We start from the raw sequence: 19,804 nt of genomic DNA on the forward strand, positions 1-19,804 counted from the left end.
GCACCGACCGTCGTCCGCTTCCCGAAGGAGGCGGTCGGTGAGCCGGTGCCCGCCGTCGGGCGCACCGGCGGCATGGACGTGCTGCACCGTCCGGACGGCGTCGAGCCGGACGTGCTGCTGGTGGCCGTCGGCGTCATGGCGCCGGTCTGTCTCCGGGCGGCCGGCCTGCTGGCCGAGCGCGGCATCTCCTGCACCGTGGTCGACCCCCGCTGGGTCAAGCCGGTCGACGAGGCGCTGGCACCGCTGGCCGCCACCCACCGGCTCGTCGCGGTCGTGGAGGACAACTGCCGGTCCGGAGGCGTCGGTTCGGCGGTCGGGCAGGCCCTGCGCGATGCCGACGTCGACGTACCGCTGCGCACCTTCGGCATCCCGGAGCAGTTCCTGCCGCACGCCAAGCGCGGCGAAGTCCTGGCCGACATCGGACTCACCCCCGTCGAGATCGCCGGGCGCATCAGCGACGCCGTTCCACCGGCCGGCGCGGTGCCGGCCCGCAAGGAGAGCGAAGCATGAGCAAGAAGTTCGACCTGGCGGCGCTGCTCGCCGACCGCGGCGGCGAGCGCTACGAGCTGCACGCCCGGCACCTCAACCACCAGCTGCCGCGCATGCTGCACACCATCGGTTTCGACAAGATGTACGAGCGGGCCCAGGGTGCGTACTTCTACGACGCCGACGGCAACGACTACCTCGACATGCTCGCCGGCTTCGGGGTGATGGGCCTCGGCCGGCACCACCCCGTCGTCCGCAAGGCGCTGCACGACGTCCTGGACGCGGAGCTCGCCGACCTCACCCGCTTCGACTGCGCGCCGCTGCCCGGGCTGCTCGCCGAGAAGCTGGTGTCGTACTCGCCGCACCTGGACCGGGTGTTCTTCTCCAACAGCGGTACGGAGGCGGTGGAGACCGCGCTCAAGTTCGCCCGGTGCGCGACCGGCAGGCCGAGGATCGTCTACTGCGCGCACGCCTTCCACGGGCTGACCACCGGCTCCCTGTCGGTCAACGGCGAGGACTGCTTCCGCGACGGGTTCGCGCCGCTGCTGCCCGACACCGCGATCGCGCTCGGCGACCTGGCGGCGCTGGAGCGGGAGCTGAAGCGGGGCGACGTGGCCGCCCTCATCGTCGAGCCCGTCCAGGGCAAGGGCGTGCACGAGGCACCGCCCGGGTTCCTCCGGGCCGCCCAGGAGCTGCTGCGCCGGCACAAGGCGCTGCTGATCGCCGACGAGGTGCAGACCGGGCTCGGCCGGACCGGCGACTTCTACGCGTACCAGCACGAGGACGGCGTCGAGCCCGACCTGCTCTGCGTCGCCAAGTCGCTGTCCGGCGGTTATGTACCGGTCGGCGCCACCCTCGGCAAGGACTGGATCTTCAAGAAGGTGTTCTCCTCGATGGACCGGGTGGTCGTCCACTCGGCCAGCTTCGGGTCGAACGCACAGGCCATGGCGGCCGGGCTGGCCGTGTTGTCGGTGCTGGAGGACGAGGAGGTCGTGGCCAACGCCCGGCGGACCGGTGAGGAGCTCAAGGCCCGGCTGGCGGCACTGGTGGACCGCTTCGAGATGCTGCACGAGGTCCGCGGGCGCGGCCTCATGATCGGCATCGAGTTCGGCCGCCCGTCCTCGCTCGGACTGCGCAGCCGCTGGACGATGCTCCAGGCGGCCCGCAAGGGGCTCTTCGCGCAGATGGTGGTCGTCCCGCTGCTGCAGCGGCACCGCATCCTCACCCAGGTGTCCGGCGACCGGCTCGAAGTGATCAAGCTGATCCCGCCGCTGATCATCGGCGAACGGGAGGTCACCCGGTTCGTGGACGCCTTCACGGAGGTCATGGAGGAGGCGCACGCCGGGGGCGGCCTGATGTGGGACTTCGGCAGGACCCTGATGAAGCAGGCCGTCGCCAACCGCTGATCGTCCGCCTTCCACCGCCTTTTGCCTCTGAGGCAAGAAAATTGCCCGTGAGGAAAATTCCTGGCGGAATGGTGGTATGCCCAGCTCCCCCGGGGATCCGCCCCCGGACCTCCTGCCCGAGACACTGCCGGACGTGGCCCCGCAGCTGCGAGAGCTGCGCCGCCGCCGCGGCCTCACCCTGGAGGCCGCGGCACGGCGCGCGGGCCTGTCACCGGCGCATCTGTCCCGGCTGGAGACCGGGCGCCGCCAGCCGTCCCTGCCGATGCTCCTGGCGCTCGCCCGCATCTACGGTACGACCGTGTCCGAGCTCCTCGGCGAGGTGGCGCCGGAGCGCGACCCGATCGTCCGTGCCGGGCGGCCGGAGCCCGTGGAGGCCGACGGATGGACCTACCACCAGGCGGGCGGCCCCGGACGCGCCATGCAGGCCCTGCGCGTCCAGGTGCCGTACGCGAGCCGGGGCGACGACCTCGTCCGCGTCCACCCGGGGGAGGAGTGGCTGTACGTCCTCCAGGGGCGGGTGCGGCTCGTCCTCGGGGACGCGGCGCACGTCCTCGACCCCGGGGACAGCGCCCACTTCGACTCGCTGACGCCGCACCGGATCACTGCGGCCACCGGCCGCGGGGCCGAGCTGCTCTTCGTCCACACCCTCCTGCAGAGCGCCGCGGCCGACCTGTGCCTCGGCGGCTCCGCACCCCGTCGCTGACCCCGTACAGAAAGGCCGCCATGTCGTCCCAGGAGTGGAAGTTCCCCCGAGGTCTCGTCGTCCGGCTCTTCGCCTACCTGGTGGCGGGCCACCTCTTCGCGGCGTTCCTGTACCTGCTCTTCGAGCTCGGCACCGGCTGAGGGCGGGCCCGGGGGCCGCCCCCGGTCAGCCCTCGTCGAGGAGGCGCTCGCGCAGCTTCTCGCGGATCGCCCCGGTCAGGCCGAGGCCCTCGGCGAGGTACCGGTCGGTCGTGCCCCAGATCTCCTCGATGGTGGCGAACGCCGCCGCCAGGTAGTCGAGCCGGGCCTCGAACAGCGGGCTGAGCAGCTCCATCACCTCGGGTGACATGCCGGCGGAGGACGTGTCGCTGCGGTGCACCTTGTAGCGCCGGTGCGGCGCGTTCGACTTGAGGTAGTCCTCCTCGATGGCCTCGCGCTCCACGCCGACCGCCAGCAGGGCCACCGCTATGGACAGCCCGGCCCGGTCCTTCCCGGCCGCGCAGTGCATCAGGGCCGGGACGCTGTCCTCGGCGAGGGCGTGCAGCACCCGGCTGTGCTCGGCGGTGCGGTGCTTGATGATCGTGCGGTACGAGGCGGTCATGCGCGCCGCCGCCCTGCCGTCCGACAGGAGCTCGCGCAGCTGGTCGATGTTGCCGTCGCGGACCATGCGCCAGAACTCGGCGCCGTCGGCCGGGTCGGTCAGCGGGATGTTCACGTTCCGCACGCCGGGGAGCGCGACGTCGGCGCCCTCCAGCTTCTGGTCGGCGGTGTTGCGGAAGTCGAAGATCGTGCGCAGCCCGAGCGAGCTCAGGAACGCCGCGTCCTCGCTCGTCGCGTGCGCCAGGTGCCCGCTGCGGTAGAGCCTGCCGTGCCGGACGCGGCGGCCGTCCACCGTCGGCAGCCCGCCCACGTCGCGGAAGTTGCGCACTCCCGACAGTTCGGGCTCGGTCGACGGGACCTGCGGCAGCTGCTGCGTCACGGGGGCTCCTCCGCGTCTCACGCCGGCGCCGGCCGCCGACGATGTCGCGATCCGACGATACGACATAGGTATCCCCGGGCAATGATCTGTCGGCGGCACGACCCGCCGGCTGTGGTGGGGCACCCGCCGGGCGGCGCCGGAAGGGATGTGTGCGCCCCCTGCCCGCTTCGGGCGACACACGGCACTCGTGTGCCTCGTGCACCTCGTGCGATATGAGATGCGCATGAATATCCCGTTTGGCCCATTTCATGAGGTACGGGCGGTTCCGCTGGCGCGAGCCCGCGCACTCCGGCGGCGGGTGCGGTGTGGCGGGGGGTGGGCCGGCCGGGGGCCCGGTGGTGGCCGGGCGGGGGAGGCGGGCCGGCCGGTCCGGTCGCGGCGCACCGTCCTCCGCTGTCCGTGCCGCGCCGATGCGGCATCGGCTCCATGGTGGGTACGAATGCCGGAAAATCGGACAGCGTGTCGCCGATCTGTCCGGATTCACCATGTTTTGCCTCCCGAGGCGAGCTCGTGAATGGCGGCTTGTGTCCGTATTGGGGTTTTCGGGATAACGTGCCCCGATAGCAAGGGAGATGGGCCGCGCCACGTGAGCAGCGTCATAAAGGTGACGGTCCGTGGCCGCGCGCCGCTCTCAAACTCCTTGCCATCAAAGGAAATTCATGATCCGTAATCCACGGAGGGTGACCGGTAATTCCGCGGGTTACCGGGGAAAGGAATGGCCCGCGGAAAACAGCGGCTTGTTCGGCCCGACCCTGCTGTCCTACGGTCACGGCAATCCGGCCGGACCGCCGAATCCTGCCACCGGCCCGGAATTCGAACCCACCCACGTCTGGCAGGAGCGGGGGAACCAGGTAGTCCGCCGATCCCGAATGGACGGGACCGGCTAGGGGTGAAGCCGCGTCGACCACGCGGCCGGGCATCTCCAGCCCGAACCCGACAGCTCACCTCGCAGGCGCCGGAGAGGAATTCGCCATGCCCGCGAAGGGTAAGCACCGCCGTCCCAAGTCCAGCCCGATCACGCGTGGTTTCGTCGCTGCCGGAACCGGTGGCGCCGCCATCGCCATCCCGCTGCTCGGCGCCACCGGTGCGCACGCCGCGGAGAAGAGCGCCGCGCCGGCAACCGCTCCGCAGCAGGTCGTCGCCGCCGCGCAGACCGCCAAGGCCGCCCCGCGCACGTACACCGTGGTCGCCGGCGACTACCTCGCCAAGATCGCCCACAACAAGAACGTCAAGGGCGGCTGGCAGAAGCTCTACAAGGACAACCGTGAGGTCATCGGTGACGACCCGTCGCTGATCCTCCCGGGCATGAAGCTCACCCTCGGCGCCAAGGGCTCGCCGGCCAAGGGCGCGCCGGCCAAGGGCGCGCCGGCCAAGGGCGCGCCTGGGAAGGCCGCTCCGGCCGAGTCGGCCCCGGCCGAGGCGGACCGCAGCGAGGCCCGCGCCTCCCGCTCCGCCGCCAAGGCCGAGGCTCCGGCGCCGTCCGCCCCGCAGACCAGCGGCTCCGGCTTCACCGCTCCGGTCGACGCGGGCATCACCACTCCCTACCGCGCCTCCGGCTCCATGTGGTCCTCCGGCTACCACACCGGCGTCGACTTCGCGGCCTCCTCGGGCAGCACCGTCAAGGCCGTCGGCCCGGGCACCGTCGTCTCCGCCGGCTGGAGCGGCGCGTACGGCAACGAGGTCATCATCCAGCACGCCGATGGCAGCTACTCGCAGTACGCCCACCTCTCCTCGCTCTCCGTCTCCTCCGGCGAAAGCGTGAGCGGCGGCCAGCAGATCGGCCTGTCCGGTTCCACGGGCAACTCCACCGGCCCGCACCTGCACTTCGAGATCCGGACCAGCCCCAGCTACGGCTCGGACATCGACCCGATCGCGTACCTGCGTCAGCACGGCGTCTCCATCTGACGCACCGCCGGATCCCTCCTGGTCACGACCGCCGCCCGGCACCGCACACGTGGTGCCGGGCGGCGGCGTATTCCGAGTTGGCCGAATCTTGACCGGTGGCGTATCTCACCCCGCGTCAACCCCTCCTTACGGTCGCGTAGCTCACATCCGGAGGGAAAGATGTGGTGCCGTGGCAGACGATTCGATTTTCAGAGACAGTGACGCATTCGGGTCGTACGTGGCGATCGGTGACAGCTTCACCGAGGGTGTCGGGGACCCCGGGCCCGACGGGATGTACGTCGGCTGGGCCGACCGCCTCGCGGTGCTGCTCGCCGACCGGCTTCCGGATCCGGACGACTTCCGGTACGCCAACCTCGCCGTACGCGGCCGCCTCCTCGACCAGATCGTCGAGGAGCAGGTGCCGCGGGCCAAGGAGCTCGCCCCCGACCTGGTGACCTTCTGCGCGGGCGGCAACGACATCATCCGGCCGGGCAGCGACCCGGACGACGTCGCCGAGCGCTTCGAGCGCGCCGTCGCCGACCTCACGTCGGTGGTCGGCACCGTTCTGGTGACCACGGGCTTCGACACCCGCGGGGTGCCGGTGCTGCGGCACCTGCGCGGCAAGATCGCCACCTACAACGGTCACGTCCGGGCCGTCGCCGACCGCTACGGCTGCCCCGTACTGGACCTGTGGTCCCTCAGGACCGTCCAGGACAAGCGGGCTTGGGACGCCGACCGCCTCCACCTCTCCGCCGAGGGTCACACCCGCGTCGCCCTCCGGGCCGGCCAGGTGCTGGGCCTGGAGGTGCCCGCGGACCCGGACCAGCCGTGGCCGCCGCTGCCCCCGCGGGGCACGCTCGAGGTGCGCCGCGACGACATCAACTGGGCTCGCGAGTACCTGGTCCCGTGGATCGGCCGCCGGCTGCGCGGCGAGTCCTCCGGCGACCACATCTCGGCGAAGCGGCCGGACCTGCTGCCGCTCTGACGCGCGGCGGCGGGCTCGGGCCGTGACCGGGCCTTCCGGGTGCGCCGGGCGTCGCGGACGGCCTGCCACGAAGCCGCCGGCGCCCGGGCCGGAACCGCCGCCGCGCGGTACGGCTTCGCGCCTGCCCGGCGTGGTGCCCCGGCCCGGAACCGCGGCCGCGCCCGGTACGGCGTCGCTGCGGGGAGCACGGCGCTCGCGCGCGGTACGGCTTCGCGCCCGCTCGACGGGGCTTCGCGCGCGGTGGGGCGTCGTGCCGCGCGGCTTCGCGCGGGGCGGGGCCCGGATCCGGCGCTGTCGGACCCCCTGCCCATAATGGGAGGACCCGAGTCCCTGGAGGTGCTGTGACCGGCGCTGGCTCCACGCATCCGCTGCGCTCCCGGCTGCGCTCGCTGCGGCCCGCCGCCTTCGGCGCGGACCCGACGGGGGCGCGGATGGAGCGCATCCGCCGCTCGCCGCACTTCGCGGACGGCGTGTTCCAGAACCCCGTGGGCGCCCGGCACCGACCGTCCGGCTCGGCCGTCGAGTTCGCCCGGACCTACTTCGAGCGGGAGGCGCGCCGGCGCCGCGCCCCCGCCGGGACCATCCCCGTGCACCCCACCACCGTCGCCGACCTGGCCCGTCCACCGGCGTCCGGGCTGCGGCTCACCTGGACCGGACACTCCAGCGTGCTCGCCGAGATCGACGGGAGCCGGGTGCTCTTCGACCCGGTGTGGGGCGAGCGGTGCTCGCCCTTCCCCTTCGCCGGGCCCAAGCGGCTGCACCCGGTGCCGCTGCCGATCGCCGCGCTCGGCCCGGTCGACGTGGTCGTGATCTCCCACGACCACTACGACCACCTCGACCTGCCGACCATCCGGGCCCTGGCCTCCACCGACACCCTCTTCGCGGTGCCGCTCGGGGTCGGCGCCCACCTGGAGCACTGGGGCGTCCCCGCATCCCGCCTGCGCGAGCTCGACTGGCACGAGTCCACGGAAGTCGGGGGCATACGGCTCACCGCCACCCCGGCCCGCCACTTCTGCGGGCGCGGCCTGCGCAACCAGCAGCACACCCTGTGGGCGTCCTGGGCGGTCGCGGGGCCGGAGCACCGCATCTACCACAGCGGCGACACCGGATACTTCGAGGGCTTCCGCAGCATCGGCGCCGAGCACGGCCCGTTCGACGCCACCATGATCCAGATCGGGGCGTACAGCGCGTACTGGCCGGACATCCACATGACTCCGGCCGAGGGCATGCGGGCCCACCTCGACCTCCAGGGCGGCAGCCCGGCCGGGGTGATGCTGCCGATCCACTGGGCCACCTTCAACCTCGCCCCGCACCCGTGGGCCGAGCCCGGGGAGGGCACGGTCGAAGCCGCCGCCCGAGCAGGCGCCCGGGTCGCGCTGCCGCGCCCGGGAGAGCCCTTCGAACCGACCGCCGCGGAGGTGCCCGGCACCCCGTGGTGGCGGGAGGTGGCGCACCTGCCGTCCGGCGGGCGGCCGTCCGCCGCGGTGCCGCTCATCGCCGGTACGGCGGCGGTCGGGCCCGACGCCGGGGCCGGGCCGGACGTAGCGGACGGCGCCCAGGAGGCGGCAGCCCCGACGCCCTGAGCCGGGTTCCGCCGGTCCGCCGGCCCGTGTGCCGCGGGGCCGCTCAGCGTGCCATCGCGCGCAGCAGCATCCGCACGTACGGGCTGTGGCGCGCCGGGCGTGCGACCGTGCCCGTACAGGCCCGTTCGGCCCGGTCCAGGCTGTCCTCCAGGCAGGCGTCGTGCAGCGGCCGCCACAGCAGCGGCCAACCGGTGCGCGCCGGGCCGCGGGCGTTCATGGAGAGGGTGTGCCGCAGCACGGTGTGCCCCTCGTCGACGGGGATCACGGCGTACTCGTGGAAGCCGTGGAACCCGCGCGGACCGTCGAACGAGAAGCGCACCCACTGGGAGGGCGCGTACGCCTCGACGGTGTAGCGGACCGGTCCGTGTCCGCCGACCGCCCCCACCGCCAGGGGCCGGTCGAAGCGCATCGGTGGCCACGGGGCCCGCGGCCACAGCAGGTCGCCCTCGCTCGCCAAGGTGTCGATCAGGGCGCCCACCTCGCTCTCCTTCGCCGGCAGCAAACGCTCGTGCACGTTGTGGACGCCCATGGTCCGCCCTTCCGCATCATCCGTATTAGAGGGTGCTCTCTAATAATAGGGAGGGTACTCTCCGACTCATGGCCCGACCACCCCGATTCGACATGGACCAGATGCTGGACGCGGCCGTGCGCCTGACGGTGGCCTCCGGTCCCGCGGGAGTGACCATGTCCGCGGTGGCCAAGGAGGTGGGTGCGCCCAGCGGGTCGGTGTACCACCGCTTCAGCGGCCGCACCGCCCTGCTGGCCGAGGTCTGGCTGCGAACGGTGGAGCGGTTCCAGGACGGGTACTTCCGGACGTTCGAGGCGCAGGGCGACCCGGTGCGCGCCGGCTGTGCGGCGGCCCGCCATGTCGTCTCCTGGAGCCGGGCCCACACGGACGAAGCCTCCCTGCTGCTCTACGGCGCCGACGACTTCGGCCGCGCCGACTGGTCCGAAGAGCACATCCGCCGGGCGGACCGCGGTCATCAGCGGGTGGCCGGGATGCTGGCCTCCGTCGCGGCCGGGCTCGGCGCCGACGGGTCGCAGGGAGCCGAACGCGTCGCGCTCGCCCTGATCGACCTTCCGCTGTCGCTGGTGCGCCGCCATCTCAGGGCGGGCACCCGGCTCCCCGCGTACGCCGAGGACCTCGCCGAGGAGGGCGCCGCCCGGCTGCTCGGCCTGGGCTGACGGCAACCGCCCCTACCCGCCGGCGTGTTCGGCACCGCGTTATCGGGCTGTCGTGCGAGCCCTCATACCAGAGCGGGACGCTCGGCGGGCAAGTTTGTCAACTGCCCACCGGACGTGAATACATGACGACTACCGTGTGTTGCTGGTGATCAACGGTGAGCTCATCGGACGCCTGTTGTGCCCACCGCGCGCCGAAGTCGAACACCCGTAGCACGCCATTGCATGCCCGTGAATACACGCTGATTCCTGGGGCCCCACGTACCGAGGACGCTGATGTCTCAACTTCGCGCACCCGCCGCGCGGCCGGACCGCCGTGAGGGCGGGCGGCACGGCCGGTCAGGTGCCCGCCCCCCGTCCCACGGGAGGCCGAGCCCGCCGGCCCCTTCTCCCGACGCACGCATACGCCCCCAACTCCTGCGCGCCGCCGTACTGCCGTCCCTCGTGGTGGCCCTCGGCGGCGTCGCCGCGGTGCTCCTCGTCCTCCGCTCCACCGGAGCCAGGCCGTCCCCCGGCCTGTGGGCCGCACTGACCGCGTGCGCCGCCTTCGCCGTCGCCGCCGTCGCCGCGGCCGCGCTCGGAGCCGACCGGGTGGCCACCTCCGTACTGGACCGGTGCACCGCGCTGCGCCGCACCGCCGCCGGCGGTCAGCACGAACTGGGCGCGGTGGTCGAACAACTGCGCCGCGGCGAGCGCCCGCCCGCCCGGCCCGGCACCCCGCTGCCCGCCGGCGCCGACGAGCTCGACCTGCTCGCGGCCGAGCTGACCCGCTCCCACGAAGCCGCGGTGGCCGCGGTCGTCCAGGCGTCCCAGCTCTCCAGCAGCGTCGGCAACGAACAGAAGGTCGAGGTCTTCGTCAACCTCGCCCGCCGGCTCCAGTCCCTCGTCCACCGCGAGATCCAGCTCCTCGACGAGCTGGAGAACCAGGTCGAGGACCCCGAGCTGCTCAAGGGCCTGTTCCACGTCGACCACCTGGCCACCCGCATCCGCCGGCACGCGGAGAACCTCGCCGTCCTGGGGGGCGCCATCTCCCGCCGGCAGTGGTCCAACCCGGTCACGATGACGGAGGTGCTGCGCTCCTCGATCGCCGAGGTCGAGCAGTACCCGAGGGTGAAGCTGGTGCCGCCGATCGACGGCACCCTGCGCGGTCACGCCGTCGCCGACGTCATCCACCTCCTCGCCGAACTCGTCGAGAACGCCACGCTGTTCTCCGCGCCGCACACCACCGTGCTGCTGCGCGCCCAGCTCGTCACGGCGGGGCTGGCCGTCGAGGTGGAGGACCGCGGACTGGGCATGTCCGTCGGCGAGCAGAACAAGATGAACGCGCTGCTCGCCGACCCCGACCAGGTCAACGTCGCCCATCTCCTCCAGGACGGCCGGATCGGCCTGTTCGTCGTCGCGGCGCTCGCACGCCGGCACGGCATCGCGGTCCGCCTGCAGTCCAACATCTACGGCGGCGTGCAGGCCGTGCTCGTCCTGCCGCAGGGGCTGCTCGGGCCGGAGCCGAACCGGATGCCCGCGTCGGACGAGCAGGCCGCGGGGGACGGCGCCACGGGCGGGGCCATCGCGCCGTCCGCCGCCGCCCCCGTGCCCGCACCCGTACCGCCGCGGCCCCCCACCGCCGCGGAGATCACGGCGGCCGAGCCCCGGCACCCCGATCCGGTGCAACGGCAGCCGGTCCCCACGCCGACCGCCCCGCCCGTCCTGCCGCACCAGCAGCCCTCGTACATGCCGGAGCCCGCGCCCCTGCCGGTGCGGGACGCGCACACCGGGCGCCCCCAGCTGCCCAAGCGGCGTGCGCAGGAGCACCTGGTCCCGCAGCTGCGGGACATGCCCGCCCCGCGCCGTCACGACGAGCCCACCCTTCACGATCCGGGCCTGATGGCGGCCTTCCGGCGCGGCATCGGGCTGGCCGAGTCCGCGTCCGCCGAGCAGCCGCCCGCCCGACCGGCACATCCCGAGCCGGTACCCGCGGAGCCGGCACGGCCGGAGCCGGTGCACGCCGAGCCGGTACGGGCGGAACCGGCCCCCGCACCCTCTCCCGACCACCGCGCACCACGCGCGTATCCCGATTACCGCGCGTACCTCGAACCGCAGCGGCATGACGAAGACCTCAAGGAGTAGATGCACCATGGCGAGCGATGTGCCGACCGGCCATTCCTCGGATCTCGACTGGCTGCTCGGCGGCCTGGTCCAGCGGGTCCCCCACACCCGCAGCGCGGTTCTGCTCTCCTCCGACGGCCTGGTGAAATCCGTGCACGGCCTGGACGCCGACAGTGCCGACCACATGGCGGCCCTCGCCTCCGGCCTGTACTCCCTCGGCCGCAGCGCCGGGACCCGCTTCGGCGACACCGGCGAGGTCCGGCAGGTCGTCGTCGAACTCGACAACACCCTGCTGTTCGTCTCCACCGCCGGGTCGGGCACCTGTCTGGCCGTGCTCGCCGGGCGCGAGACCGACGCGGCCGTCCTCGGGTACGAGATGGCGATGCTCGTCAAGAGCGTACGGCCGTACCTCGTCACACCGGCCAGACACGCGGCGGTACCGGGCGTCACGGGGCGCTGACCCGTGTCCTCCCGGCAACGGCAGGACGGCCCCTGGCTCGACGACGCGGCCGGCCGCCTCATCCGTCCGTACACGGTGAGCGGCGGCCGCACCCGTCCGACGGCCGCGCTGGACCTGCTCTCCCTGGTCATGGCCACCGGTTCCACGCCCCAGGCGCCGCTCGGTCCGGAGCACAGCCAGGCCCTCGGCCTGTGCCACGGGCCGACCTCAGTGGCGGAGATCGCGGCGCACCTACGGCTGCCCGCGGTGGTCACCAAGGTGTTGCTCTCCGACCTCGTCGACTGCGGGGCGCTGACCGCGCGGGCGCCCCGCTTCCACGACAACCCCACCGACCGTTCCTTGCTGGAGGCAGTGCTCCATGGCCTACAACGACGGCTCTGAGGGCCGAGACGCGATCGACGACGTCTTCCCCACCGCCCTGAAGATCCTGATCGCGGGCGGCTTCGGAGTCGGCAAGACGACCTTCGTGGGGGCGGTCAGCGAGATCGAACCGCTGAGCACCGAGGAGCTCCTCACCCAGGTGAGCATCGGCACCGACAACCTCGAGGGCGTCGAGTCGAAGACGACGACCACGGTCGCCATGGACTTCGGCCGCATCACCCTCGACCGGCGGCATGTGCTGTACCTGTTCGGCACACCCGGGCAGGAGCGCTTCTGGTTCATGTGGGACGAGCTCTCGGAGGGGGCGCTCGGTGCGGTCGTGCTGGCCGACACCCGGCGGCTGCAGGAGTCCTTCTCCGCCGTCGACTTCTTCGAGCGGCGCGGCATCCGCTTCGTCGTGGCGGTCAACGAGTTCGAGGGCTCCTTCCGGTACGAACCCGACGAGGTGCGGGCCGCCCTCGATCTCAAGCCGGAGGTGCCGGTCGTGCTGTGCGACGCCCGGATCGCCAGTTCCGGCATCCAGACCCTGGTCACCCTCGTCCAGCACCTGCTGGCGACCTACCCGGTACCGGCCCCGGCGCCGAGCCATGGAGCACCCTGATGACCTACGACCCCACCGGTCACCTGCTGCTGACCCCCGTCGACCGCGAGGCACCGCTGCGCGTGCGCCGGCTGCGCGAACTGGGCATGGGGGAGCGGCCCGACCCCGAGTTCGACGCGTTCGCCACCAAGCTCGCGACCGTGACCGGCGCACCGTACTCGATGGTGAACTTCATCGACGAGAACCGGCAGTTCTTCGCCGGGCTGCACACCCCGGAGGGCACGCACTCGGGCGGCGACCTCAGCGCCAAGGCCGCCGCCACGGGCGGCGTGAGCCGGTTCATGGCGCGTGACCACGGCTACTGCCCGCACGTGGTGGTCCGCCGCAAGGCACTGGTCCTGGAGGACGTCTGCGACTATCCGCGGTTCGCCGGGAACCCGGTCGTCGACGAGATCGGCATCCGCTCGTACCTCGGGGCGCCGCTCATCGACCGTACGGGTACGGCGCTGGGCACGATCTGCGTGGTCGACACCGAGCCGCGCCCCTGGGGGCGGGCGGGACTGGAGACGATCAAGTCGCTGGCCGCGGAGCTGGTGGAGCAGATCCACCGCCGCGAGGACGGCCGGCTGTGAGCAAGCTCCCCGCCGTACGGACATGGTGACGCCCTGAGGGTGCCTCGCGCAGCCTCAGGGCGTCACCGCAGTGCTCCGTGCGGGCCGGTTACAGCGCCGGTTCCATCCGCAGGACGTCGGCGAGCTGCTCCGACCACTCGCCCTTCGCCGTGCCCAGCGCGACGTCGGCGAGGCGCAGCAGCTGGATGTCCGACGTGCCCGCCGGGGCGAAGATGTGGTGCGCGTCGCGCAGATACCGCTCGATGGGGCGGTCGGTGAACAGCCCGGCGGCGGCGTGGATCTCCATGGCGTTGCGCGCGGAGTCCAGGGTCGACTCCACGTTGACGAGCTTGGCGTTCATCAGCTCCGCGTCGCAGGGCATGCCCTGGTCGAGCAGGTGCACGGCGTGGTAGGCGGCCAGCCGTGCGGTCATCAGCCGGGACTGGATCTGCCCGAGCTTGAGTTTGACGGACGGCAGCGCGTGCAGCGGCCGGCCGTAACGGTGGCGCTCTTCGCAAAAACGGGTCGTCTCCTCCAGGATCGCCCGGTGGATGCCGAGCGAGACGGCGGTGAGATTGGCCCGCCCGTACAGGACGCTGGAGGAATAGGCGACGGCGAGCCCGTCGCCCTCGTCCCCGAGCCGGTTCGACGCCGGGACACGGCAGTTGTCGAAGAACAGCTCACCGAAACCGAATCCGTGCAGTCCCATCGTGGGCCGCTGGTCGCCGACACGGAAACCCGGCCGCCAGGACTCGACGAGGAAGGCCGTCAGGCCCTTCGAGCCCGGGCCGGTGCGCGCGACGACACCATGGAGATCGCCGACATGGCTGTTGCCCACGAACACCTTGCGGCCGTCGAGCAGATAGTCGTCACCGTCGCGGACGGCCGTGGCGGTCATGCCCAGCACATGGCCGCCGGACTCCGGCTCGGTCACCGCGATGGTCGGCAGGCATTCACCCGCCGCGATGGCCGGCAGCCAGGTCTTCTTCTGCTCGTCGCTGCCGAAGTGCACGATCTTGGCCGCACCCAGCTGTGAGGCCTGGACCACGGCACCCATGGCGCCGCTGACCCGGGACAACTCCTCGATGATGATCGTCTTGCCGAGGTGGCCGACGCCCAATCCGCCGTACTCCTTGCTGATCGTCGCGCCGAGCCACCCCTGCCGGGCGACGAGCCGGGACATCTCGTGGTGCACCGACCGGGCCGCCTCCATGGCGGGTATCAGCGGCCGGACCCGGTTCTCCGCGAAATCCCGTACCTGCGCCCTCAATCGATGGTGCAGTCCACTGGCGAAGTACCCGTCCAAAGCGAGGCCTCCTCTGCGAAGCGCCTGCTCGTGCGGTTGTGCGAGCAGGTGGTGCATCGGTAGTGGTCCCGTCCCGAACATGCCGACCACCGCGTGGTGCGGATCGTCTCCGAACCTGTCGCGTGCCATCTCAGAAATGTCCAAAAGCGGTGGTTGACGATCAGTCAGCGCCGTGCTCCGCGCGATGGTGGCCTGTCCGGTCCTGTCCGGGGGTCCATTCCCCCCGCGCTTCCTCCTGCCACATGCCAAGGGCAAAGGTTTCGCGGGCAGATGGTTCAAGGGGCCGGATATCCCGCCCACGGTGCCACAGCAGCCACAGAAGTGCGGTTCTGGCGGATCGATTCGGCGCGGAGGTCGACCGAATCCCTGCCGCGCGTGAACGGGTTGTACGCCGTTACGGGCAGGCGTGCCGGAAGGGAGCTCCAGGGCGGCACCCGGGGCCTCGGCGCACAGGGGCGCAGACCGGCGCGCGCCGCGTGCCCGGGCTCCGCGGCACCCCGACAGGCGCACCCCCCTGCTCGTACGCCGGGCCGCACCGCGCGCCGGCCCGTACCCCTCACCGGAAGGGGCGGGCGGTACGGGTGGGGCGGCAGCGTCCCGTCCGGCGGCGCCCTGGCCGTCACACCGGCCGGAGGGGCTTCCTCACGCGCCGTCCGCCGTCCGCCGCCGGTAGTCGCCGGGCGGCATGCCGACCAGCGCGGTGAAGCGGCTGTCGAAGGCGCCCGGCGACGGGCAGCCGACCGCTGAGCGGACCTCGGTCACGGTGAGATCGCCCTGCCGCAGCAGCGCCACCGCCCGCTCGACGCGCCGCGCCATCAGGTACGCGTAGGGCGATACGCCGTAGGCCGCGCGGAACGCGCGGCCGAGGTGCCCCGGCGGCATGCCCGCGGCGCGGGCGAGCGCCTCGACGTCCAGCGGTCGCGCGTGCTCCCGGTCGATCCGGTCGCGGACGCGGCGCAGCCGTGCGAGAGCGCTCAGGCGCTGCGCCGCGATGCGTGCGTGCCGCCACGAGGGAGGGCACATGGGCGGCTCCCTTCACCGATGTCCGCGAGCACGGGGGCGCACGCCGTGGCGGGCGGCGAGGTGGTCCGTGGCGGGTGCGCGGCCGGCCGGACGGGTCAGCGGAGCTCCTGGATGCGGACGAGGTTGCCCGCGGGGTCGCGGAAGGCGCAGTCCCGGATGCCGTACGGCTGCTCGGTCGGCTCCTGGACGACCTCGGCGCCGCCGGCCTGCACCTTCTCGAACGTGCCGTCGAGGTCCCGGGTGGCCAGCAGGATCCAGCCGTAGGTTCCCTTGGCCATCATCTCCTGGATGGTCCGGCGCTCGTCCTCGGTGATCCCGGGGTCGGTGGCCGGCGGTGCCAGCAGGATCGACGTGCCGGGCTGTCCGGCGGGGCCGACCGTGATCCAGCGCATCGTGCCCTGCCCGACGTCGCTGCGGACCTCGAAACCGAGGACGTCGCGGTAGAAGGCCAGGGAGGCGTCCGGGTCGACGTGCGGGAGGAAGGTCGTGTGAATGGTGATGTCCATGCTGCTCAGGCTAGGCGCGGCCGTGCGACCCACGCTTCTCGAATCCTGACGGGTCCGCGTGCCGGTCCGCGTGCCGGTCCCGGCCTGTTCCGGGGCTGGTGCCGGGTGCCTGGTCGGTGTCGGTGGCGGGTCGTACGGTCGTCGTATGGCCACAGCCGATGACGTACGCAGGATCGCGCTCTCGCTGCCCGGGACGGTCGAGAAGCCGGCCTGGGGCCTGCCCACCTTCCGCGCGGGCGGTCCGGGCGGAAGGATCTTCGCCTCCCTGGACGAGGACGACCGGGTGATCGGCGTCATATGCCCGAAGGAGGACCGGGAGGGGCTCATCTCGGCCGAACCCGGCAAGTTCTTCGTGCGGCCGGGCCACGACGACGGGTACGCCTGGCTGCGCGTCCGGCTCGCCGCGCTGGACGACGAGGAGGAGCTGCGCGCCATCCTCGTCGACTCCTGGCGGCAGGCGGCGCCGCGCAAGCTCCTCGACGCGCACCCCGGGACGGCCGGGCCACCGGGGGAGTGACGCGGCGGTGCGGGCCGCTGCCGCGGGACGGCCGGTGACCGCTCGCCTTCTCGTCGCGTGTCCGCCCGGCCACTCGCCGTGTCCATCGGGTTTTCCTCGCGGCGGTCCGGGGCCGACCGGAAAGCGGTTCGTGATCACCGGCCGGAGTGCGGTATTGTTCTCATGCACGCCGGGCCGGGGGAAACCCCAGGTCAGACGGGCATCGGGACGTGGCGCAGCTTGGTAGCGCACTTGACTGGGGGTCAAGGGGTCGCAGGTTCAAATCCTGTCGTCCCGACTTGTGAAAGTCGGAAGCAAGAGGCTGTTTCGGAGTGATCCGAGACAGCCTCTTGGTCGTTCTCCGGGAAAAGCCGGGTCGACGGGCTGGACGCACCACCGGGCGACCGGCATCCGGCTCGGCGGACATCCGGAGCGACCGCCCGCCCGCGCCCCGGGCTCCCTGCTCGGTGATCCGTGCCCGGCGACCGGTCGCCGGACCAGGGGCGCGGGCCGGTGGCCGGCTCATGCTCGCCGCGCTGTTGCGAGCGGCCGAACGGCGTCCCGGACCTCTCCCGCCGACCGGCGCCCGATCGCCGGGCAGCGGCGCCGCGTACGCGAGCGTACGAGCTGCCCGTGCCCAGATGCCGGCGGCCCCGGAAAGTCCGGTACGGCACCTGCTTGCGGTCCGGAATCCGAGCCGCTCGGCGAGTGCGATCGCACCGGTGCCGGGGTCGGCGGTTCCCCGTAAGAGGTGCCCCGTCGGCTCGGGCGTCGCCGGACCATGGCGGGCTGTCGCCCCGTGCGCTCCCTCCCTTACAGTGCGTGAGGGCCGCGATGGAGGGCCGTGACGACGTACCGCCGCCGGACAGGAGCAGACCCGTGGCCATCCCCGCCCGACCCGCCGCACTGCCAGGCCCGTCCCCCGAAGGACGTCCGGTCCCCGAGCTCGATCCCGCAGCCGTCGGGCAGTGGCGGGCCGGGGGAGGGGAGCTCGTCGACCTCCTCGCCCAGGCGCGCGAACGGCTCGGCGGCGTCGCCGCGTTCCGGCTCGGGACGCGACCGGCCGTCCTGGTCACCGCCCCCGAGGCAGTGCAGCACGTGCTGGCGCTCCATCCCGACCGGTACGTGAAGCGCTCGCACCGTGCCCGGCTGCTGATCGGCGACGGCGTGCTGGCCGCGACGGGCGAGGCGTGGCAGCGGCAACGCCGGTTGCTGCAGTCGCAGTTCACCGGCCGGGGCATGCGCCGCTACGAGCAGCGGATCGCCGAGGCCGCCGGGACCACCGCGGCGCGCTGGGCCGCGTACGCCCGCACCGGGCAGGTCCTCGACATCGGCGAGGAGATGCGCCGCTTCGCCCTGGACACCATCTGGCGCTCCCTGACCGGGCACCCCCTCGACGCCGGCACGGAACGGGAACTGGCCGCCGTGCCCGCCGTGGTGGCCGCGCTGCCCGGCCTGCCCGCCGACGGCGTCACCGCCCAGGGGGCCGTCGCGGCCGAGCTGGCACGCATCGACGCCGTGGCGAGCCGCGCGATCGCCGCCGCCCGCGACGGCGGGGCCGGACCCCACGGCCCGGGCCTGCTCCACGTGCTCATCGAGGCGGCCGGAACCCGCCCCGAATACACCGACCGGCTGATCCGTGACGAGCTGGTCACCCTGCTGGTCGCCGGACACGAGACCACCGCCACCACCCTGACATGGCTCCACCTCCTCCTGGACCGGAACCCGCAGGCGCGGGAGGAGGCCCTGTCCGCCGGTGCCGAGGGGTCCCCCCGGCGACGGCAGGCCGTCCAGGCGCTCGTCCACGAAACACTGCGCTTCTACCCGTCCGCCTGGATCCTGCCGCGCTGCGCGGCGCAGGACGACGTCCTCGCCGGATACGCGGTGGAGGCCGGTACCGACGTGCTGGTCTGCCCGTACCTCACGCACCGGGACCCCGCGCTGTGGGAGGACCCGGGACGGTTCGATCCACGACGCTTCACCACGCCCGGTCGGCGCCCCACCCACTCGGGGAGCTACCTCCCCTTCGGCATCGGGCCCCGGGCCTGCCTGGGCCTGCAGTTCGCCCTCCGGGAGTCGACCGTCCTCCTCGAGCACCTGCTGCCCGTGCACACCCCGCGCTTCCTCGCCGTCCCCGAAAGGGCCGCCTTCAGCATCACCGTCCGGCCCGACGGCCCCGCGCCCGCGGTGCTGGAGCCGCGCTGCTGAGAGCCGGGCCGGCCGGGGACGCCCGCCCCCGCCGGGAAAAATCACCGGCGCGGGCCCGGACCGGGTGGGAGACTCGGGCGGATGGAGGACATGGGGCGTTTCCGGACGGCGGTCGCGCGAGCGGCGGGGCGGCAGGCGGACCCCGCGGCCGTCGCGGAGTGCCGGGAGTGCGCCGAGCGGCTCGGCGTACGGACGGTCGTGCTGGTCGAGGGGCGCAGTGATCAGGCCGCGCTCGAAGCCCTGGCCGCGCGGCACGGGCGGGACCTCGACGCGGAGGGTTCACCGGTGGTGCCGCTGGGCGGCGTGACCAACGTCGGACGGCACCTGCGGATCCTCGGACCCGGGGGGCTGGGCCTCGGCGTGGCCGGCCTCTACGACGCCGCCGAGCATCACCACGTCCTGCGCGGGCTGGAGCAGGCCGGGCTCGCCCCGGGCTCCGGCTGCGCCACGGAAGAGGCCAACGGCAAGGCCGTCGAGCCCCGTACCGCCGCTCCCGCCGCCTCCGCCCCCGCTCCCGCTGCCTCCGCTCCCGCCGCCTCCGTCCCCGGCGCGCTCGCCGGCGCCCACGCGGACCAGTCCCGCGCCGTTCTGGAGCGCCTCGGTTTCCACGTCTGCGTCGCCGATCTGGAGGACGAGCTGATACGCGCCCTGGGTGCCGACGCCGTCCAAGCCGTCATCGCAGCCCAGGACGAATGGCGCGCGTTCCGTACCTTCCGGCAGCAGCCGGCCCAGCAGGAGCGCACCGTCGAGCAGCAACTGCACCGGTTCATGGGCACGCACAGCGGTCGCAAGTCGCGGTACGCCCACCTCCTCGTGCACCACCTGGACCTGGCACGGACCCCCGAACCGCTCGCCCGCCTCCTCGCCCGCACCGCGGGCTGACCCCCCTCCCGAGCGCCACAACGGCCGACTCGCGCCCTTCTGCTCGACCGCCGCGTCTCGTAGCGTCGCCGCTTGAAGTG

The 19,804-nt window shown here is 73.0% G+C and carries 21 protein-coding genes, 1 tRNA gene and 1 riboswitch; of the genes, 17 read left to right on the forward strand and 5 right to left on the reverse strand.

Features of this window, described 5'->3' with window-relative positions:
• From IH00_RS0116980 to IH00_RS37385, 4 genes are all read left to right on the forward strand, one after another.
• The coding region (locus tag IH00_RS0116980) for a transketolase C-terminal domain-containing protein (RefSeq protein ID WP_031074421.1) at nucleotides 1-510 on the forward strand (510 nt) is incomplete at its 5' end.
• A complete protein-coding gene (locus IH00_RS0116985; protein WP_031074423.1) occupies nucleotides 507-1,892 on the forward strand; it encodes an aspartate aminotransferase family protein in 1,386 nt (461 codons plus the stop codon). The genes IH00_RS0116980 and IH00_RS0116985, both read left to right, overlap by 4 nt.
• Before the next feature lie 76 nt (nucleotides 1,893-1,968).
• On the forward strand, nucleotides 1,969-2,595 hold the full coding sequence (locus IH00_RS0116990) for a helix-turn-helix domain-containing protein (protein WP_031074424.1): 627 nt from the start codon (nucleotides 1,969-1,971) through the stop codon (nucleotides 2,593-2,595).
• 20 nt (nucleotides 2,596-2,615) lie between these two features.
• Nucleotides 2,616-2,735: a DUF6126 family protein gene (locus IH00_RS37385; protein WP_039947022.1), complete on the forward strand. Its 120-nt coding sequence runs from the start codon at nucleotides 2,616-2,618 to the stop codon at nucleotides 2,733-2,735.
• A gap of 25 nt (nucleotides 2,736-2,760) precedes the next feature.
• On the opposite strand, the gene IH00_RS0117000 is transcribed toward IH00_RS37385, so the two are convergent.
• Complete coding sequence (locus IH00_RS0117000) at nucleotides 2,761-3,573, reverse strand: tyrosine-protein phosphatase (RefSeq protein ID WP_031074425.1); 813 nt, start codon at nucleotides 3,571-3,573, stop codon at nucleotides 2,761-2,763.
• Between the two features lie 810 nt (nucleotides 3,574-4,383).
• A riboswitch (cyclic di-AMP (ydaO/yuaA leader) is annotated at nucleotides 4,384-4,541 on the forward strand.
• Between the two features lie 4 nt (nucleotides 4,542-4,545).
• Here IH00_RS0117000 and IH00_RS0117005 point away from each other — a divergent pair.
• The 3 genes from IH00_RS0117005 (at nucleotide 4,546) to IH00_RS0117015 (ending at nucleotide 8,025) form a co-directional block, all read left to right on the forward strand.
• Entirely contained in the window at nucleotides 4,546-5,478 is a 933-nt protein-coding gene (locus tag IH00_RS0117005; RefSeq protein WP_031074428.1) for a M23 family metallopeptidase, read from the forward strand.
• Between the two features lie 169 nt (nucleotides 5,479-5,647).
• Nucleotides 5,648-6,442, forward strand: a complete 795-nt coding sequence (locus IH00_RS0117010) for an SGNH/GDSL hydrolase family protein (protein ID WP_031074429.1) — start codon at nucleotides 5,648-5,650, stop codon at nucleotides 6,440-6,442.
• Between the two features lie 341 nt (nucleotides 6,443-6,783).
• Nucleotides 6,784-8,025, forward strand: coding sequence for an MBL fold metallo-hydrolase (locus IH00_RS0117015; RefSeq protein ID WP_039947024.1), 1,242 nt, complete (start codon nucleotides 6,784-6,786; stop codon nucleotides 8,023-8,025).
• A gap of 43 nt (nucleotides 8,026-8,068) precedes the next feature.
• On the opposite strand, the gene IH00_RS0117020 is transcribed toward IH00_RS0117015, so the two are convergent.
• Entirely contained in the window at nucleotides 8,069-8,554 is a 486-nt protein-coding gene (locus IH00_RS0117020; RefSeq protein ID WP_031074431.1) for a hypothetical protein, read from the reverse strand.
• Nucleotides 8,555-8,622: 68 nt separating this feature from the next.
• Here IH00_RS0117020 and IH00_RS0117025 point away from each other — a divergent pair, with 68 nt between their 5' ends.
• The 6 genes from IH00_RS0117025 (at nucleotide 8,623) to IH00_RS0117050 (ending at nucleotide 13,324) form a co-directional block, all read left to right on the forward strand.
• Nucleotides 8,623-9,210 (forward strand): TetR/AcrR family transcriptional regulator, encoded by a 588-nt coding sequence (locus IH00_RS0117025; RefSeq protein ID WP_031074432.1) that lies wholly within the window; start codon nucleotides 8,623-8,625, stop codon nucleotides 9,208-9,210.
• A gap of 273 nt (nucleotides 9,211-9,483) precedes the next feature.
• The gene (locus tag IH00_RS0117030) at nucleotides 9,484-11,331 is read left to right on the forward strand and encodes a sensor histidine kinase (RefSeq protein WP_052411429.1); all 1,848 of its coding nucleotides are present in this window, start codon (nucleotides 9,484-9,486) and stop codon (nucleotides 11,329-11,331) included.
• Between the two features lie 7 nt (nucleotides 11,332-11,338).
• Nucleotides 11,339-11,770 (forward strand): roadblock/LC7 domain-containing protein, encoded by a 432-nt coding sequence (locus IH00_RS0117035; protein ID WP_031074436.1) that lies wholly within the window; start codon nucleotides 11,339-11,341, stop codon nucleotides 11,768-11,770.
• A 3-nt stretch (nucleotides 11,771-11,773) separates the two neighbouring features.
• The gene (locus IH00_RS0117040; protein WP_031074437.1) at nucleotides 11,774-12,151 is read left to right on the forward strand and encodes a DUF742 domain-containing protein; all 378 of its coding nucleotides are present in this window, start codon (nucleotides 11,774-11,776) and stop codon (nucleotides 12,149-12,151) included.
• Complete coding sequence (locus tag IH00_RS0117045) at nucleotides 12,129-12,752, forward strand: GTP-binding protein (protein ID WP_031074440.1); 624 nt, start codon at nucleotides 12,129-12,131, stop codon at nucleotides 12,750-12,752. The genes IH00_RS0117040 and IH00_RS0117045 overlap by 23 nt, the downstream gene beginning before the upstream one ends.
• Complete coding sequence (locus IH00_RS0117050) at nucleotides 12,752-13,324, forward strand: GAF domain-containing protein (protein ID WP_031074441.1); 573 nt, start codon at nucleotides 12,752-12,754, stop codon at nucleotides 13,322-13,324. Before IH00_RS0117045 ends, IH00_RS0117050 begins: the two co-directional genes overlap by 1 nt.
• 88 nt (nucleotides 13,325-13,412) lie before the next feature.
• On the opposite strand, the gene IH00_RS0117055 is transcribed toward IH00_RS0117050, so the two are convergent.
• From IH00_RS0117055 to IH00_RS0117065, 3 genes are all read right to left on the reverse strand, one after another.
• On the reverse strand, nucleotides 13,413-14,609 hold the full coding sequence (locus IH00_RS0117055) for an acyl-CoA dehydrogenase family protein (RefSeq protein ID WP_031074444.1): 1,197 nt from the start codon (nucleotides 14,607-14,609) through the stop codon (nucleotides 13,413-13,415).
• 642 nt (nucleotides 14,610-15,251) lie between these two features.
• Nucleotides 15,252-15,632 carry a helix-turn-helix transcriptional regulator gene (locus tag IH00_RS0117060; protein ID WP_031074446.1) on the reverse strand — a complete coding sequence of 127 codons (381 nt, stop codon included), beginning with the start codon at nucleotides 15,630-15,632 and terminating at the stop codon, nucleotides 15,252-15,254.
• Between the two features lie 95 nt (nucleotides 15,633-15,727).
• On the reverse strand, nucleotides 15,728-16,138 hold the full coding sequence (locus IH00_RS0117065; RefSeq protein ID WP_031074448.1) for a VOC family protein: 411 nt from the start codon (nucleotides 16,136-16,138) through the stop codon (nucleotides 15,728-15,730).
• A gap of 145 nt (nucleotides 16,139-16,283) precedes the next feature.
• On the opposite strand from IH00_RS0117065, the gene IH00_RS0117070 reads away from it, so the two are divergent.
• The 4 genes from IH00_RS0117070 to IH00_RS43370 all read left to right on the forward strand — a co-directional run bounded on the left by IH00_RS0117070 (nucleotide 16,284) and on the right by IH00_RS43370 (nucleotide 19,724).
• Nucleotides 16,284-16,655, forward strand: coding sequence for an MmcQ/YjbR family DNA-binding protein (locus IH00_RS0117070; protein ID WP_031074449.1), 372 nt, complete (start codon nucleotides 16,284-16,286; stop codon nucleotides 16,653-16,655).
• A gap of 203 nt (nucleotides 16,656-16,858) precedes the next feature.
• Nucleotides 16,859-16,932, forward strand: a tRNA-Pro gene (locus IH00_RS0117075).
• 581 nt (nucleotides 16,933-17,513) lie between these two features.
• Nucleotides 17,514-18,842, forward strand: coding sequence for a cytochrome P450 (locus IH00_RS0117080; RefSeq protein WP_052411430.1), 1,329 nt, complete (start codon nucleotides 17,514-17,516; stop codon nucleotides 18,840-18,842).
• Nucleotides 18,843-18,923: 81 nt separating this feature from the next.
• Complete coding sequence (locus tag IH00_RS43370; protein ID WP_039947026.1) at nucleotides 18,924-19,724, forward strand: TOPRIM nucleotidyl transferase/hydrolase domain-containing protein; 801 nt, start codon at nucleotides 18,924-18,926, stop codon at nucleotides 19,722-19,724.
• Nucleotides 19,725-19,804: the final 80 nt, after the last annotated feature.

The sequence above is a fragment of the Streptomyces sp. NRRL S-118 genome, from assembly GCF_000716335.1.
In the GTDB taxonomy this organism is placed as follows: Bacteria; Actinomycetota; Actinomycetes; order Streptomycetales; family Streptomycetaceae; genus Streptomyces.